Origin of the sequence: Bombiscardovia coagulans, assembly GCF_002259585.1 — a bacterium.
Taxonomy (GTDB): domain Bacteria; phylum Actinomycetota; class Actinomycetes; order Actinomycetales; family Bifidobacteriaceae; genus Bombiscardovia; species Bombiscardovia coagulans.
The window spans coordinates 136,731-152,663 of sequence record NZ_MWWS01000004.1; the positions used below are offsets into that span (position 1 = coordinate 136,731).

The window sequence follows — 15,933 nt, forward strand, 5'->3', positions numbered from 1 at the left end:
ATACGCATCACTCATACTAGCGAACAAAAAGACATTACCCTTCTACATCGTTATCTTTGGGCTCAGAGTCCGAAACTGATGCTGGCTCAACAATAATCGTTGCTATTTTTTTCCGTCGTCCAGCAGAGTCGGCAGCGGTCAAGCGTAGACCTCGGTTGACCGCGCTTGAACCCACAATGGGAACAGACCCAAGAAGTTTGGTAAGGAGTCCATATACCGTGTCAACGTCATCCTCATCAATATCTATTTCAAACAGCTCTTCCAAATCAGCAATCGGCGTTCTTGCTGGCAACTTCCAAACATTGTTACCTATCTGGACAGGTTCTTCATGCTGGATACGGTCATGCTCATCTTCTAACTCTCCAACGATTTGCTCAATGGCATCCTCGATAGTAACTAAACCAGCAATTCCTCCATATTCGTCCACAACGACAGCTAAATGGTGCCGAGTCTTTTGCATGTAATGAAAAAGATCATCTACTGGTTTGGATTCTGGCACAAGTACGGCTTTACGTGCGAGGGGGCCAACTTCATGTTCCTTCATGTCGGAATCAAAAGCTATAGCTTTGACAACATCTTTCAAGTAGAGCACCCCAAGCAAATCATCAACATCATCACCGATAACTGGAATGCGGGAGAAACCGGACCGAGAAAACAATTTTAATGCTGACGATAAGGTCGTATGCTTGTTGATACATATCATATCCGTTCGAGGGACCATGATTTCTCTAGTCAAGGTAGTTGACAAGGTCAGAACATTATTCAGCATCTCAGAAATTTCTGGGTCAAAAGCGCTGGCTTCTACCAACTGGTCAACCATTGCACGACCTTGTTCAATTTGGATTTTCTCCAATTCCTCGTCGTCGGATAAATCCCCATTCCGAGAGGTTTTAGCCTTTATTTCTGCTGAAGAAGACCGAGAAAAAGGGGTAAGAAATACCGCTAAAGAAACAACTCGAACATGTTTCAGTAAAATATCAAGAGGCTTGCGGGTACCACTTATTCTAGGCCTGACCTTGACAGAGATGAAAGCAATGACCAGGGCAAACACTAGACCAGACAGCAAAGACACCCACAAGGGTAAAGCCAAACAAGCAGAAATACTGGTTACTAATACACCAGTAAGAATATTGCATGTAATTCTGAAGAAGCTACATGAACCGGTGGTTGCATGGCGGTCAACGATCAAAGTCTGCACTTTATGAACTTTTCCGATGCGCTTCATTCTGGAAAACTGGCTTAATTCGCTATCCGTTTGTAGACCTAAAATCAAATTGTTTAAGCTTGAACGTGTTACACGAGCTACAGCACCTTCAGTGGCTGCCATAACTAATGAGAGCCAAACCAGTACAACTGTTCCCATTGCAAGAGCCGCAAACACCAACATATCAGGCATGCTCATTGGCTTTCTCCATTGTTAGTTTGACCCTTAACAGTTTTGGTGTGCGCGCGTTCGTATACTGCTAGTGCATCACTGACCCCTATGGGTAGTTCAGCTTGTTCCATAGGACCGGACCGCTGTGCCAAGAAGGTTAATAGAAGCTGTCGTTGTAATCCAAACATCTGACGCTCTTCCTGACTGTTTGTATGATCATAACCCAATAGGTGCAAGGTGCCATGAATAGTGAGCAATAGCATCTCTTCCATCGTTGAATGTCCAGCAGATATAGCTTGTTGATGAGCAACCCAAGGGCAAATAACTATATCTCCCAAGATTCCTTCAGGTTGACTACTGACGTCTCCGGGCCTCAGTTCATCCATAGGAAAACTCATAACGTCGGTTGGGCCTTCCAACCCCATCCATCGCTCATGCAACACAGCCATAGGATCAGGATCATTAAAGATAATTGTCATATCTGACTGTGTACTGACCTGCATCTGCTGTAACACCCATAATCCTAAATCGGAGAATACCTTAGGATCTATGGACCATTGTGTTTCATTAGTCACTTCTATGCTCATGACTGCTCTTCCGAAGGTTGCTTATTGTTGGCGTGCTTGCCCTTACCTTGTGCTGAGGCATACCTGTCGTAGGCTTCAACAATATGCCCTACAAGCTCGTGCCGGACCACATCGTGGGAGCCTAAATGAACAAATGCAATATCATCTACATCCTGCAGAATTTTTTCAATACTTACTAGACCTGACGAAGGTAAACCTAAATCAATTTGGGTTGTGTCTCCTGTAATTACCATAGTGGTATTGAACCCTAGACGGGTTAAGAACATTTTCATCTGCTGTCTGGTGGTATTCTGGGCTTCATCCAGAATAACAAACGCATCATTGAGGGTTCTTCCACGCATGTATGCCAAAGGAGCTACCTCAATAGCTCCTGTTTCCATAAAGTGGTGCAGCCGGTCCGCACCGAGCATGTCAGAAAGAGCGTCATACAGTGGGCGTAAATAGGGATCCACCTTTTCAGCGAGACTACCAGGCAAAAATCCCAGGTTTTCACCAGCTTCAACTGCCGGTCGAGTCAAAATGATCTTACTTACTGTTCTTGATTTGAAAGCCTGTACCGCCTTCGCTACTGCTAAATATGTTTTACCCGTTCCAGCCGGACCGATACCAAAGGTAATCGTATGAGTGTTAATAGCACTTACATAAGCACTTTGACCTCTGGTCTTTGGCATCACAGGGCGGCCAGCAGCGTACGCAAGTACTTTTGAGGAACGTGGAGTTTTGCTGACCTTTGTCCGCTCTTCATACGTCACTGACTGTGCAGATGTTGTAGTTCTTGAATGAGCCAATGGTGTAACAGTTATCGTGCCAGAAGTGCTGTTATCACCTATTCTTGCATGATCCAAAAGGTGTTCAACCACCTGTACACTCGCCGGAGCAACTACTGCGGCATCGATGAGATTCGAAAGCAGTTGTATAGCCTGTATAGCTTGCTCGTCAGCTTCTGTGGAGGTAGCTTTCAAACGAATTTCGTCACCTCGTACAAAAAAATCGACTTTGGGGAAAGCATGTTCAATACGGTTGAGAACAGAGTCTGACGGCCCTAGGACGAAAACTGGATCCATACCAGCCGGAATACGGATAATACGTGTTGAAGTAGCCAATGAAACCTAACTGTTGAATGTGCTTTGTAGTAATAAAAAGAAGAGGAAAACTACTGTTGAAATAGACTCGCTTTGAGTTTGAGCTTTACAAACTCGTGTGGCTTGCTGACAAATCCTCACCAGTAAGCACATGAGCATGGGCGTGAAAGACAGTTTGACCTGCCTGCTCACCAGTGTTGAAAACGAGTCGGAACTGACCCAGATATGCTTCATCTGCAATCTTCTGAGAAACATCAACCATATGTGCCAACAGCTCTGGATCAGCTTTTGCAACCTCATCGACGTTGCGATAATGGTGCTTGGGAACCACTAAAACATGCACTTTGGCCTTCGGTTCTATATCGTTAAATGCATATACCGCTTCGTCCTCGAACACCTTGGAACTCGGTACCTGCCCATCAATGATCTTGCAGAAAAGGCATGTATCTGATCCCTGATCTTCGCTCATGAATGCTCCTTCGTTCAGTTCGAGCAATTGCTGTTGTCCCTATCTTATTGCGGGAGAGGGATAAGCTGATTGGCATTGAACTTACATCCACAATCACTCAGCCATCGAAGCGTCCCAGCACATCAGACATGGCAGCTAATGCCAGAGGACCCGCTGTTGAGGCACGCAAAATATTATTTCCTAAACGTGTTGCCTTAGCCCCTGCCTCTACAAAAGATGCAGCCTCAGCTTCGCTAACACCTCCTTCAGGGCCAACAATTACAGACACCCGATACTCATGCCCGAGCCCTACAAGATGTTCAAGTTGGCTACGTACCTCGGGCCAAGAATGTAAGGCATCTTGATGAAGCAATATCACGACATTCCCTCGAGCGCTTTCTTCTTGGCAATAAACTGCTAATTGCCGAGAACTCATGCACGCTTGTAACTCTGGCCGCCAGGCACGTCTTGATTGCTCACTAGCTGAATCTAAAAGATTGTCCCATTTACGTCCTGTTTTTTCACTCTTCCATTTTGCGATTGAACGGTCTGCCTGCCAAGGAATAACAGCATCGACTCCCACCTGCGTTGCCATATCGACGGCTTGTTCATCGTGACCACTCTTTGCTAAAGCCTGAACTAGCACTGTAGAAATTATAGGACGTGGTTCTTTTCCGACAGCCACAACTTCAACCAGACCAGACTGCGGATCTTGAATACTGGCATGAATTCGTAAACCTCGTCCATCCGACAGTTGGAGGCGGTCTCCCTTTTTGAGTCTCATGACTTGGATTGCATGCTTACGGATATGTGATGGCAGACTGAGCTTCCATCCGGTATGAAACTCGTCACAATTCACTGGTGAATTGTCATGAGAAGGATCAAGAAGGAAGAGCGGTTCAGTCATACTTGTAAAGAATAGCGGCAAGTCCAGAACTCAATAATGCCGCAATTGAGATATAACATATTGCCAGTTCCATCAAAACATAAGGAAACAAAACGACGACACGCTCTACAGATAAGTCGTGTAGTTTATGCAATTGGGTGCTATAGTATACTTGTTGTGATTTCACCTGTCCGGGTGGCGGAATGGTAGACGCGCTAGCTTGAGGTGCTAGTGCCTATTTTATACAGGCGTGCGGGTTCAAGTCCCGCTCCGGACACTCTTAAGCCAGAGGCTCTTTTCTTCATACCAGCTTATTTCAAGTCGAGAAAATGAACGTATGCTCATCACCTGCTATCATGCAACATTGTCTACATATTTACCTGACACTTGCATATAGTCGACGATAAGAAGTAAAAGAAGGCAACAGATGCGAATTGTGAAGGTTACTTCAATCGATGATGAGGCATTATATGCATATACCCATCTGACTGATTTGCAATTGCGCAACCGATTGGAGCCCGATAAGGGGTTATTCATCGCGGAATCACCTAAAGTCATAACTCGTGCTTTGACAGCCAACGTTGAACCTATCTCCTTATTAGTCGAAGAGCCTTGGCTTGCACAGATGGAAGAGACCTTCCATCACATAGATGAGGTCTGGGGTCCTGATATACCAGTATTCGTTGCTTCACCCGATCAACTCAAAAGTATAACTGGGTATCGCTTACATAGAGGAGCCTTAGCTGCTATGCGTCGGTGGCCGCTTCCTAGTATCGAGCAAATCTGTAACAATGCGCATCGCATTGCCATTATGGAAAATATAGTCGATCATGCAAACGTGGGCGCTCTTATACGTTCTGCAGCTGCTTTGGACATCGATGCAGTTGTAATCACTCCCTCCTGTGGAGACCCCCTCTACCGAAGAGCAGCCCGTGTATCCATGGGTACTGTATTCCAGGTTCCTTGGACACGAATTAACGAAGACGACCCGCATGGGTGGCCAATTCAAGGGCTCCAACAGATACATAATCTCGGTTTTACCACAGCAGCCATGGCTTTGAGAGACGATTCACTCAGCCTAGACCAGCTGGTCCAACGTTTAGATTCCGGCAGCATCGACAAACTTGCTCTTATTTTTGGAACTGAAGGCGATGGTTTATCTGATCAGACGATCTGTCATTCTCATCTGACAGTCCGTATTCCTATGAGTCATGGAGTTGACTCACTTAATGTAGCTGCATCTTCTGCTGTTGCGTTCTATGCTACAAAACCAAAACTCGCTTAGTGCAACGAAAGGCATATCTTCCTCTGAGAATGAGACTGGTAGGAAGATATGCCTTTACATAGGACGTTGAAAACAAGATCAGTCTTTTTAATCCTGCTTGATATAGTCGTCAGCATCGACAGTGCCACGGACCCGACCTATGGCTTTAAGGCCATGGTACATGATGAGTGTTGCTATTGAACCAATAGCAATGCCATTGAAAGAAATACCCGAGATGGCAAAGGTAAAGTCAGCTATACCAACCACCATAACGACCGCTGCAACGGTCATATTAACAGTTTTACCAAAATCAACTTTGTTCTCCACCCAAATACGCACGCCTAACATACCTATCATGCCGTACAGAAGAGTTGTTACACCACCCAACACTCCCCCGGGTATAGTGTTGATGACCGCACCAAACTTCGGGCATAGACTCAATATGAAAGCAAACAAAGCTGCACACCAGTATGCTGCTGTTGAATAGACCTTTGTGGCCGCCATGACGCCAATGTTTTCAGCATATGTTGTAGTACCAGATCCCCCGCCGAGGCCTGCAAAGAAAGTTCCTAGTCCATCTGAAAGCAAAGCAGTACCGATCCGATTATCGTAATCTCGTCCGGTCATTAAGGAAACTGATTTCACATGTCCGATATTTTCTGCGACCAATACCAGCACAACCGGAATAAACATCGCTAATACTGAGAAATCAGCTTCCGGTAAATGAAACTTCGGCAAACCAAACCATGCAGCTTCTCTCACCGCAGTAAAATCAACTTCATGTCGGGCCACGGCGAAAACGTATCCAACTATAACTCCTAAGAGTATGTTAAGCCTGCCCAGAAGACCTTTGAAAAGCACAGAGATAAACATAACTGCCAGCAAGGTTACCAGAGCAGTGATGGGCGCAACTTTGAAATTATTCCATGCAGAAGGAGCTAGGTTGAAACCGATAATAGCAACAATGGCACCTGTCACTGTGGGAGGCATGAGGACATCAATCCATCGGGCTCCTACTACATGAACGATGAGTCCAATAATTGCTAACAGTCCGCCTGTGACCATAATGCCAAATGACGCTACAGCCAAACCTTTATGGGCTGTGGTTACGGCCATAATTGGGGCTATAAAACCAAAAGAGCTACCAAGATAACTTGGTAGCTTATTCGCATTCATTAACAAAAACAGCGCTGTGGAAAGCGCTGTAAAGAACAATGTGGTGGACGGATCAAAACCCGTTAAAATAGGAACTAAAAATGTGGAACCAAACATAGCAATGACATGCTGAGCTCCGATACCAGCCGTGCGCGGCCAAGTCAACCGCTCATCCGGTTCAACAACCTCGCCTGGAGCTAATGTTTTACCGTTGCCGTGAAGTTTCCAGCCCGCGAAAATAGACATGTTCAGTGCTTTCTTTTCATTCGCCGTGCCAGCCACGGCGGACCGGAAACCTCATAGTATTATGAAAGGCTGACAGTTTACTATCAGGCAACGGTCGAAAAACAGTCATAGCTGTTGCAACACGCCAGATATTCACTCGTCTAGTTCTGGCAATTTACTGTGCAACAGGAAGATTATCCACATCGAGACCGATAGCGGCCAACTGTTCCTTGCCTTCAGGAGTAATCATTGTATACGACCATCTGGGTTTCCAGGTCCATTCTATTCTGAATTCTTCAACTATACCAGCCAGCATTTGAGCACATTGATCTTCAATGAGACCAGTTAAAGGACAGGCTGGAGTCGTGAGTGTCATGGTGATAATGGCACGGCCGTTATCGTCTATCTCCACACCATACACCAATCCTAAATCGACGACATCCACACCCAGCTCAGGGTCGATGACCTGATGAAGTGCTTCTCTTACGTCTCTAGCGGTTACCCTTCCTATCTCATTGACTGCCTTGAGTGGTATAGCTTCTTCCCCCTCACTACTGGGAGCAATGGCGTTGTCAGAAGTCATACTATTGTTTTGTTGAGACTGGGTCGCATGAGGATGAGATGCGCTTGCACTATCTGGTCTTGTGTCAGTAGTCATTCTTTTGTTTTCATCTGTCATGTATTCTTCTCATTTCTGCGACTTGACCGCTGGTACATCCGCAGTTTCAAACTGAGTCATTGCCTGTGCTATAGAAGCTTTCATACCTTCCCAGCCCAAGAGAGCACATTTAATTCTCATGGGGTATCGTGATACCCCCTGGAAAACAATTGCATCCCCTAAATCATCATTGGCTTGGTTATCGTCCAAGCCGACCCCACGAGAGTGCATCAGTAACTGAAAATCCTGAGCAAGTGCCATAGCCTTATCTACAGTCTGCCCCTGAACTAAGTCGACCATAATTGACAAACTAGCCTGCGATATAGAGCACCCTTGACCGTCCCAAGCTATACGTTCTATACGATAAGAATTCCCATTGGAACCGCTAGACACTTCTACATACACTGTTGCTGTATCACCACAGGTAGGATTGAACTGCTGTGACTGAGCAGTTTTGCATGCTTCATGTCCGGAAGTCAACGTTATTCCACCATGAGCACCTATAGAAACCGTTTCCAAACTAGAGTCGGCTCCTGAAACAATCTTTCCATGCGGGTGTTTTGACGCATCCAGAATAACCTCTTGATACATCTCCTGAAGTTCTTGTTCGCCCATTCCAAAATCTTCTACCATGGTCTCAAACTTACTTCTAACTCTCGTCTTGTTGATCGTATCTGTACTGCAACCGCATGCGGATCAGACTCGGAAGAATGATCTGACGTCTGACACAGCATTCAGTAACTTGTCAACGTCATCAATGGTGTTATACACACCTATAGAAGCCCTGCTAGAAGAGTACAGCCCAAAGTGTCGATGGACTGGCTGTGCACAGTGGTGACCCACTCTAATCCCGATTCCTCGGGCATCAACAAACTGGCCTACATCATGCGGATGTACCCCATCCACATCAAATGCGACGGTACCGATGCGACCTGAGCCTGTAGAAGGCCCCAAAATACGAATTCCCTCAATACCACCAAGCTTAAGCATTTCCTGAGAAAGGACCTTTTCGTGAGTAACAATACGGCTCAAACCAATCTCGCTCAACCATTCTGCTGCTGTAGCAGCAGCTACCATCTGCGCTACGGGTTGCGTACCTGCCTCGAAACGTGCCGGAGGCGCCATGTACTGAGCAGGCCTGTCCATAAAAGCCAATTCAACCATGGAACCACCGAAACTTGCAGGAGGTAAAGCTTCCAAAAGAGCTCTCTTACCATATAGGAAACCAACCCCTGTTGGACCATACATCTTATGAGCACTCCATACAGCGAAATCAACGTCCAATGCATGAAAATCAACTGGAATATGTGGAACCGACTGACATGCATCCAGGACCACGAAAGCACCTACCTCATGAGCCCGGCGCACAATGGGTGCTATGTCTGTAACCGCACCTGTCACATTTGATATATGGGTAATGGCTACGATTTTGGTTCGTTCTGTAATTACTTGTTCAGCTGTATCAGAACGGATTCTTCCTTCTTGATCAAGCTGAAACCATCTCAGCTTAGCTCCAGTACGGTAGCTCAATTCTTGAAAAGGCAAAAGGACAGAGTGATGCTCTGCCTCACTTACAACAATTTCATCACCTTCCCGTATAGCAAACTGTTGTGCTGCAGAACCTCCCCTACCTTGGCTAGCATAAGAAAGTGCGGCAGCAAGTAAGTTAAGACCGGCAGTAGCTCCTCCGGTAACGATGATTTCCTCCAGTCCGTCACCATACTGAGCTCCAACCAAAGCAGCCACCTTACTACGGGCCTGATCGAATGCATCTGTAGCTCTAGCAGCTAATTCATGAGTTCCTCGGTGTACGCCAGCATTTTCATACTCATAAAAATGTGATTCTGCATCAATAACACATTGGGGTTTTTGCGCTGTGGCCGCAGAATCTAAGTAGATGAGAGGTTGGCCATGTATTTGTTGCTTTAAAATAGGAAATTGAGCACGAACTTGTGCAAATTCATCCATGACACCTGCCTCCTCATATACGGTAGATAGCTGAAGCTTCTAGAGGGCGAGAATGTATCAAGCTAAAGCAGATTCGGAATCAGCACCATCAGGAAGGTATTGATCATAGCCTGCCTCTTCCAGTTCGTCAGCCAAATCTGGGCCACCTGTTTTAACAAAACGTCCATCTGCAAAAACGTGCACAATATCAGGCTTAATGTATTTGAGAATTCGAGTGTAGTGGGTCACCATTAAGATCCCCAGTCCCGTAGTCTCTTTAGCCCTATTAACACCCTCTGAAACGATACGTAGAGCATCTACATCCAAGCCAGAATCTGTCTCATCCAAAATAGCAAACTTGGGTTTCAATATCTCCAGTTGTAGTACTTCAGCACGTTTTTTCTCACCACCAGAGAAACCTTCATTCACTGATCGTTGGGCAAACTTTGGATCCATTTTCAGCCGTTTCATAGCAGCGTTAAGGTCCTTTGTCCACGTCCGTATTGCAGGAGCTTCTCCATCTATCTCTGTTTTAGCGGTACGTAAAAAGTTGGTCATAGAAACGCCAGAAACTTCTACGGGATACTGCATGGCAAGAAAGAGACCAGTCTTGGCACGTTCATCAACGGTCATTTTCAACAAGTCTTCCCCATCAAGCAGGGCTTGTCCAGAATCGACGATGTACTTGGGATGACCTGCTAACGTATAAGCAAGGGTTGACTTGCCAGAACCATTAGGTCCCATGATTGCGTGAGTCTGTCCAGATTCAACCGTCAAATTAGCACCTTTTACAATCTGCTTACGGCCCTCTTTCGTTTCAACAGAGACGTGCAGATCCTTAATTTCTAGTCTAGACATATTAGTTACCCTCCAAAACGTGTTTCATGGCTTCACTCTCACCTTTTGACAGTCTGCGGTCAATAACTTCCATAAGGTGACCTGCAACACTCGGAACACCTATCTCTTCGACGAGTTCTCCAAAGAAGCCTCTAACAACCAATTTACGGGCTTCAGCCTCTGGGATCCCTCGGGACTGTAGGTAGAATAGTTCTTCCTCCTCAAAACGCCCAACCGAACTGGCATGTCCGGCGCCGATAATGTCACCATTTTCGATTTCTAGGTTAGGCTCAGAATCAGCTACAGCTCCTGGCGTTAGCACCAGATTCCTGTTTAATTCATATGAGTCTGTACCTGGTGCCGAAGGCTGAATGAGAGCATTACCCACCCATGTTGCATGTGCTTTCGCTCCATCCAGTGCTCCCTTATAGACAACACGAGACTTGCAATTGGGGTGGTTGTGAACCACCATCGTTCGATGCTCCATGTGTTGTCCAGGATCAACAAAGTATATACCGAGCATATTGAGCTCTCCACCTTCGCCACCAAACTCTTGGTCCATACGAATACGAACTGCATCTCCACCGAGAGTGACAACTGAATGTCGCAAACTGGCACCAGGACCGATGTGTATACGCTGATTGCCAACTTCTTTTGATGTTGTCCCCCATTCCTGCACAAAGGTAGTTGAAATATGCGAATCAGCACCTGTCACTATTTCAACGCCTTCTGTGAGATAAGCATCGCCAGTATGCTCAACTACGACATCAGCATAGGTACGCTCCTTTGCCACAATGACCAGGTGTAAAGCGTCTAACTGGAGGCCTCCTCCAGTAATGCGAATCAAAATCGGCTGTTCAATCTCACCTTGAAGAACAACAACGTGCGACGCTGTGGCAGATGCCCACTCAACTGCTGACACCCTGTCATTGGGTTTTAAAACAGTGCCGAAAGGTTCCTGCATAATATCTGTGGTAGATACAGAAACCTGATCTTGCGGCGGTGTGCTACCGTCAATCGAAGTTACTGAAATAGTAGTTGTACCTGATGGCTTGAAGACATGGTAGAACTCTTCAAATCGTTCAACAGGGGTAAAACGCCAATCCTCTTGCTTACGTGTAGGAATAGCGTAGTCGTCAGGGTCAAAAGAACGAACTGCACGGTCTACACTTGATGGCATCCGAGCCGGAGCTAGGTATGGATCTGTTTTCTCTTTATCGATGTTTTGCTTCTGTATATTTTCAGCCATCTCAACCAACCGAACCTTCCATCTGCAACTCGACGAGTCTGTTCAGCTCTAGAGCGTATTCCATGGGCAATTCTCTCGATATTGGCTCCACAAAACCACGTACAATCATACCTCGAGCTTCTTCTTCACTGAGACCACGACTCATGAGATAAAAAAGTTGGTCTTCAGAAATTTTTGAGACCGTAGCCTCGTGAGACATTGTCACATCATCTTCTCGAACATCAACGTGAGGATAAGTGTCAGACCTGGAATAGTTATCGACTAACAGGGCGTCACACACCACAGAAGATGAAGACTGCTCAGCACCTTTCACGATTTTGACAAGGCCCCGGTAAGCTGCCCTGCCTAAATTGCGAGATATGGACTTAGAAACGATAGTCGATGAAGTGTGGGGAGCCAAATGTATCATTTTCGCCCCCGTATCTTGATACTGTCCTTGTCCTGCAAATCCCAAAGACATGGTCTCACCCTTTGCATATGGTTCAGCCAGAATACAGGCGGGATACTTCATGGTCGCTTTCGAACCAATATTGCCATCCACCCATTCCATGGTGCCTCCCTCACGGACATATGCACGCTGGGTCACCAAGTTGTATACATTATTAGACCAGTTCTGAATAGTTGTATAACGCACACGCGCATGCGGTTCAACAATAATTTCTACTATTGCGGCATGCAAGGAATCAGTCGAATAAATAGGTGCTGTACAACCCTCTACATAGTGAACATAGGAGCCTTCATCGGCAATAATTAGCGTACGTTCGAATTGGCCCATATTTGGCGTATTAATGCGGAAGTATGCCTGGAGAGGAATGTCAACATGCACACCCTTAGGAACATAGACAAAAGAACCTCCAGACCAGACAGCAGTATTCAGTGCAGCGAATTTATTGTCATCAGCTGGAATGACAGTGCCGAAGTATTTTTTGAACAAGTCAGGGTGTTCATGCAAGGCTGTATCGGTATCCATGAAGATAACTCCTTGCTCAGTGAGATCCTCACGAATCGAATTATAGATAACTTCAGACTCGTATTGAGCCGCGACACCAGAAACGAGCCGCTTCTTCTCAGCTTCAGGAATGCCAAGTCGGTCATAGGTATTCTTAATGTCTTCTGGTAAGTCCTCCCAGTTCTGGGCCTGCTTATCAAGCGGTTTAACATAGTACTTGAAGTCTTGCGCATCAAAGTCGCTTAAATCAACACCCCACTCAGGCATCGGTTTTTCGAGAAAAGCACGGTAACCTTGAAGCCGACGTTCAAGCATCCATTTTGGTTCATGCTTATCAGCCGAAATAGCACGAACAACATCCTCATCGATACCCTTTTGAGCGGCTTCGCCTGCGGCATCTGAATCATGCCAGCCGTAATTGTAGTCACCGAATTGAGAAAGGATCTCGTCATCTTGCTTAATCTTGTCTTCATTGACGCGAGATCGGTCAGAAACGTACTGGCTCATTTCCACATCTCGCGTTATATCCGTCTGCTTTGAGCTGGTACTCATATGCACAGACCTCCTAACACCATTCAGCCGCAAATCAGCAACCTTGTCGTTAGGCTTAACAATAGCGACCAAAACGAGAAACCGCCAGAACTAATTTCAAATAAATAAGAACAGTATAGTGTTTACAACAAAAATAACGTCCGTTGACCTTGAACGAAATCAAGAGCAACGGACGAAAGTTATTATTATGAGGTAGAAGACGAATTCAGTGACGGGCAGCCTCGTGGTCTAAGCTTGCTTTAACCAAACCAGCAAAAAGTGGATGAGGCTTTGTTGGACGGGATTTGAATTCTGGGTGTGCCTGTGTGCCCACATAGAATGGGTGAACACTTTCAGGAAGTTCCACAAACTCAGTCAACTTACCATCAGGGCTAGTGCCGCTAATATGAAGCCCAGATTCGTTGAGTCGGTCCATGTATGCAACATTCACCTCATACCGATGACGGTGACGCTCACTGACCTCTGTGCTCCCGTATAGACCAGCAACCAGTGAGTCAGCTTTGAGCACCGCGGGATATGCACCTAACCGCATAGTGTGCCCCATATCACCGTCGCCTTCAACAATTGACTTTTGCTCTTCCATGGTAGCAATGACAGGATTGGTGCAACCAGGCTCGAACTCTGATGAATTGGCATCTTCAAGCTTTAATACATTCCTAGCATATTCAATTACTATCGACTGCATACCCAAGCACAATCCTAAGGCAGGAAGCTTGTTCTCACGCGCATAGTGCAATGCGCCCATCTTTCCCTCAACACCGCGTGAACCAAAACCGCCCGGAATAATGATTCCATCGACATCTGCCAGAGCCCGCTCAGCATCTTCCATGGTTTCGCATGAGTCCGCGGTAATCCACTTGACATTAACCTTGGCCCAATTAGCAAAACCACCTGCCTTGAGAGCTTCTGAAACTGATAGGTATGCATCAGGCAGGTCAATATACTTGCCGACAATAGCTACATTGACCTCACGTTTTGGATGATGAACACGCTCCAACAAGTCATCCCACTCAGCCCAATCAACATCGTGGAATGGCAAACCGAGTTCTCTTACTACATAAGCGTCCAAGCCTTCATCATGAAGAATTTTTGGAACATCGTAAATCGAAGGAGCATCGACACAATTGATGACGCCTTCTTCGTTAACATCACACATCAAAGAAATTTTATCTTTAATGGATTGACTGAGCAGCCTGTCAGAACGAAGTACTAAAGCATCAGGAGTGATGCCTAGTTGCCGCAAAGCCATAACAGAATGCTGTGTTGGCTTGGTCTTCAGTTCATGCGCCGCAGCTACATACGGAACGAGAGATACATGGACAAACATGCAGTTTTCTGCACCAATATCTCGACGAACTTCGCGAGCTGCCTCCATAAAAGGCTGTGACTCAATATCACCCACAGTGCCACCAATCTCTGTAATGATGACATCTACATCGTCGCTAGCCTGCGCACGCATGCGACTCTTAATTTCGTTCGTAATATGAGGAATGACCTGGACACATTGACCTAGGTATTCTCCTGCTCGTTCCTTACGAAGGACAGACTCGTATATCTGCCCGGTGGTCACATTAGCTTTTTGAGTCAAGAAGACATCTAGGAAACGTTCATAATGGCCAATATCCAAATCTGTTTCAGCACCATCTTCCGTCACGTAGACTTCACCATGTTGGAAGGGATTCATCGTACCTGGATCCACATTAATATAGGGGTCCAGCTTTTGCTGAAGGACACGAATACCACGGCTACGGAGCAACCTTCCGAGAGAAGAAGCTGTAAGACCTTTACCGAGAGAAGACACAACTCCACCAGTAACAAAAATGTGCTTGGTAATGTGTTCTTGGGAATTTCCATGTTGTTTGACCATGGAACTTCAGCTTATCATTGGCATAGGATCTTATGAAAATAATCTGGAAGATAAAATCATACAAAAAGCTATAATGTCTTCTCCTCATTGAAAACTACCTGGACACGCCCATATACATCAGAAATAGCTCCGTATGAAACTATATTCCAGGTACCCCTAGTATATCGCAGGTCGCTGATTGTAAGATCCAGAAACCCTGGCCGCCCTAAATTCACGCATTGAGCAGCATATGAACCATAGTGTTGTGCAAATATGGACTCTCCATATCTCGATTCCGATGAACTGAAGAGGTTGATAAGACGCTGTATGTCCTTAATTTGTGAGATTTTTATCTGACTTAATCTTTGTCTATCTCTTCACTGAAATGTGCTACTGCTTCCAAAGCAAGTCGGTATCCATAAAAGCCCATCCCGGTAATAGTTGCTGTTGCAATGGGTGAGATAACACTATGCTTGCGAAAAGTCTCACGAGAAGCAGGATTTGAAATGTGAACCTCAATCAATGGCATTCCTGATTTACTTACCTGAGCAGCAGCGTCAGCTAGGCTGTAGCTGTAATGTGTAAAAGCAGCAGGGTTTATAACGACCGCTGTCTTTCTGTCTACAGCCTGATGCATCCAAGAGACCATTTGCCCTTCATCATCGGTCTGACGCACTTCAACACTTAAACCCAGTTCCTGCCCCCAAAGTAAGCAATCTTTTTTTAACTGCGTGAGGTCCTGATATCCGTATACCTCAGGCTCACGGACACCTAAGCGACCTAAATTCGGACCATTAACCACTACCACCCTGTGAGTCTTTGTCTCAATTTCCGCTTCAGTCATTGTTCTACCCCTCCTGACCACGTTTCAGC

15 protein-coding genes and 1 tRNA gene are annotated in these 15,933 nt (G+C 45.9%); 2 read left to right on the forward strand and 14 right to left on the reverse strand.

All coding sequences use genetic code 11. The features are described from left to right. Positions 1–34 precede the first annotated feature (34 nt). The 5 genes from BOCO_RS02350 to BOCO_RS02370 form a co-directional block, all read right to left on the reverse strand. Positions 35–1,402, reverse strand: coding sequence for a hemolysin family protein (locus BOCO_RS02350; RefSeq protein ID WP_094722503.1), 1,368 nt, complete (start codon positions 1,400–1,402; stop codon positions 35–37). Next, positions 1,399–1,962: an rRNA maturation RNase YbeY gene (ybeY, locus tag BOCO_RS02355; protein WP_094722504.1), complete on the reverse strand. Its 564-nt coding sequence runs from the start codon at positions 1,960–1,962 to the stop codon at positions 1,399–1,401. The genes BOCO_RS02350 and ybeY overlap by 4 nt, the downstream gene beginning before the upstream one ends. Further along, complete coding sequence (locus BOCO_RS02360) at positions 1,959–3,065, reverse strand: PhoH family protein (RefSeq protein ID WP_094722505.1); 1,107 nt, start codon at positions 3,063–3,065, stop codon at positions 1,959–1,961. Before BOCO_RS02360 ends, ybeY begins: the two co-directional genes overlap by 4 nt. Before the next feature lie 85 nt (positions 3,066–3,150). After that, the gene (locus BOCO_RS02365) at positions 3,151–3,513 is read right to left on the reverse strand and encodes a histidine triad nucleotide-binding protein (RefSeq protein WP_094722506.1); all 363 of its coding nucleotides are present in this window, start codon (positions 3,511–3,513) and stop codon (positions 3,151–3,153) included. A gap of 97 nt (positions 3,514–3,610) precedes the next feature. After that, positions 3,611–4,399 carry a 16S rRNA (uracil(1498)-N(3))-methyltransferase gene (locus BOCO_RS02370; protein ID WP_094722507.1) on the reverse strand — a complete coding sequence of 263 codons (789 nt, stop codon included), beginning with the start codon at positions 4,397–4,399 and terminating at the stop codon, positions 3,611–3,613. Positions 4,400–4,567: 168 nt separating this feature from the next. Here BOCO_RS02370 and BOCO_RS02375 point away from each other — a divergent pair. Then, a tRNA-Leu gene (locus BOCO_RS02375) sits at positions 4,568–4,655 on the forward strand. Between the two features lie 150 nt (positions 4,656–4,805). Then, positions 4,806–5,663, forward strand: coding sequence for a TrmH family RNA methyltransferase (locus tag BOCO_RS02380; RefSeq protein WP_094722508.1), 858 nt, complete (start codon positions 4,806–4,808; stop codon positions 5,661–5,663). A gap of 87 nt (positions 5,664–5,750) precedes the next feature. On the opposite strand, the gene BOCO_RS02385 is transcribed toward BOCO_RS02380, so the two are convergent. From BOCO_RS02385 to BOCO_RS02425, 9 genes are all read right to left on the reverse strand, one after another. After that, a complete protein-coding gene (locus BOCO_RS02385; protein ID WP_094722918.1) occupies positions 5,751–7,043 on the reverse strand; it encodes a uracil-xanthine permease family protein in 1,293 nt (430 codons plus the stop codon). Between the two features lie 154 nt (positions 7,044–7,197). Then, positions 7,198–7,680 carry a metal-sulfur cluster assembly factor gene (locus tag BOCO_RS02390; protein ID WP_420835396.1) on the reverse strand — a complete coding sequence of 161 codons (483 nt, stop codon included), beginning with the start codon at positions 7,678–7,680 and terminating at the stop codon, positions 7,198–7,200. A 30-nt stretch (positions 7,681–7,710) separates the two neighbouring features. Further along, entirely contained in the window at positions 7,711–8,313 is a 603-nt protein-coding gene (gene sufU, locus BOCO_RS02395) for a Fe-S cluster assembly sulfur transfer protein SufU (RefSeq protein WP_169711881.1), read from the reverse strand. 63 nt (positions 8,314–8,376) lie between these two features. After that, positions 8,377–9,648: a SufS family cysteine desulfurase gene (locus tag BOCO_RS02400; protein WP_094722510.1), complete on the reverse strand. Its 1,272-nt coding sequence runs from the start codon at positions 9,646–9,648 to the stop codon at positions 8,377–8,379. Between the two features lie 57 nt (positions 9,649–9,705). After that, complete coding sequence (gene sufC, locus BOCO_RS02405) at positions 9,706–10,485, reverse strand: Fe-S cluster assembly ATPase SufC (protein WP_094722511.1); 780 nt, start codon at positions 10,483–10,485, stop codon at positions 9,706–9,708. 1 nt (position 10,486) lies between these two features. Next, complete coding sequence (gene sufD, locus BOCO_RS02410) at positions 10,487–11,713, reverse strand: Fe-S cluster assembly protein SufD (protein WP_094722512.1); 1,227 nt, start codon at positions 11,711–11,713, stop codon at positions 10,487–10,489. A 1-nt stretch (position 11,714) separates the two neighbouring features. Next, entirely contained in the window at positions 11,715–13,214 is a 1,500-nt protein-coding gene (gene sufB / locus BOCO_RS02415; protein ID WP_094722513.1) for a Fe-S cluster assembly protein SufB, read from the reverse strand. 205 nt (positions 13,215–13,419) lie between these two features. After that, on the reverse strand, positions 13,420–15,081 hold the full coding sequence (locus BOCO_RS02420) for a CTP synthase (protein ID WP_094722514.1): 1,662 nt from the start codon (positions 15,079–15,081) through the stop codon (positions 13,420–13,422). 337 nt (positions 15,082–15,418) lie between these two features. Continuing rightward, entirely contained in the window at positions 15,419–15,904 is a 486-nt protein-coding gene (locus tag BOCO_RS02425) for a type II 3-dehydroquinate dehydratase (RefSeq protein WP_094722515.1), read from the reverse strand. Positions 15,905–15,933: the final 29 nt, after the last annotated feature.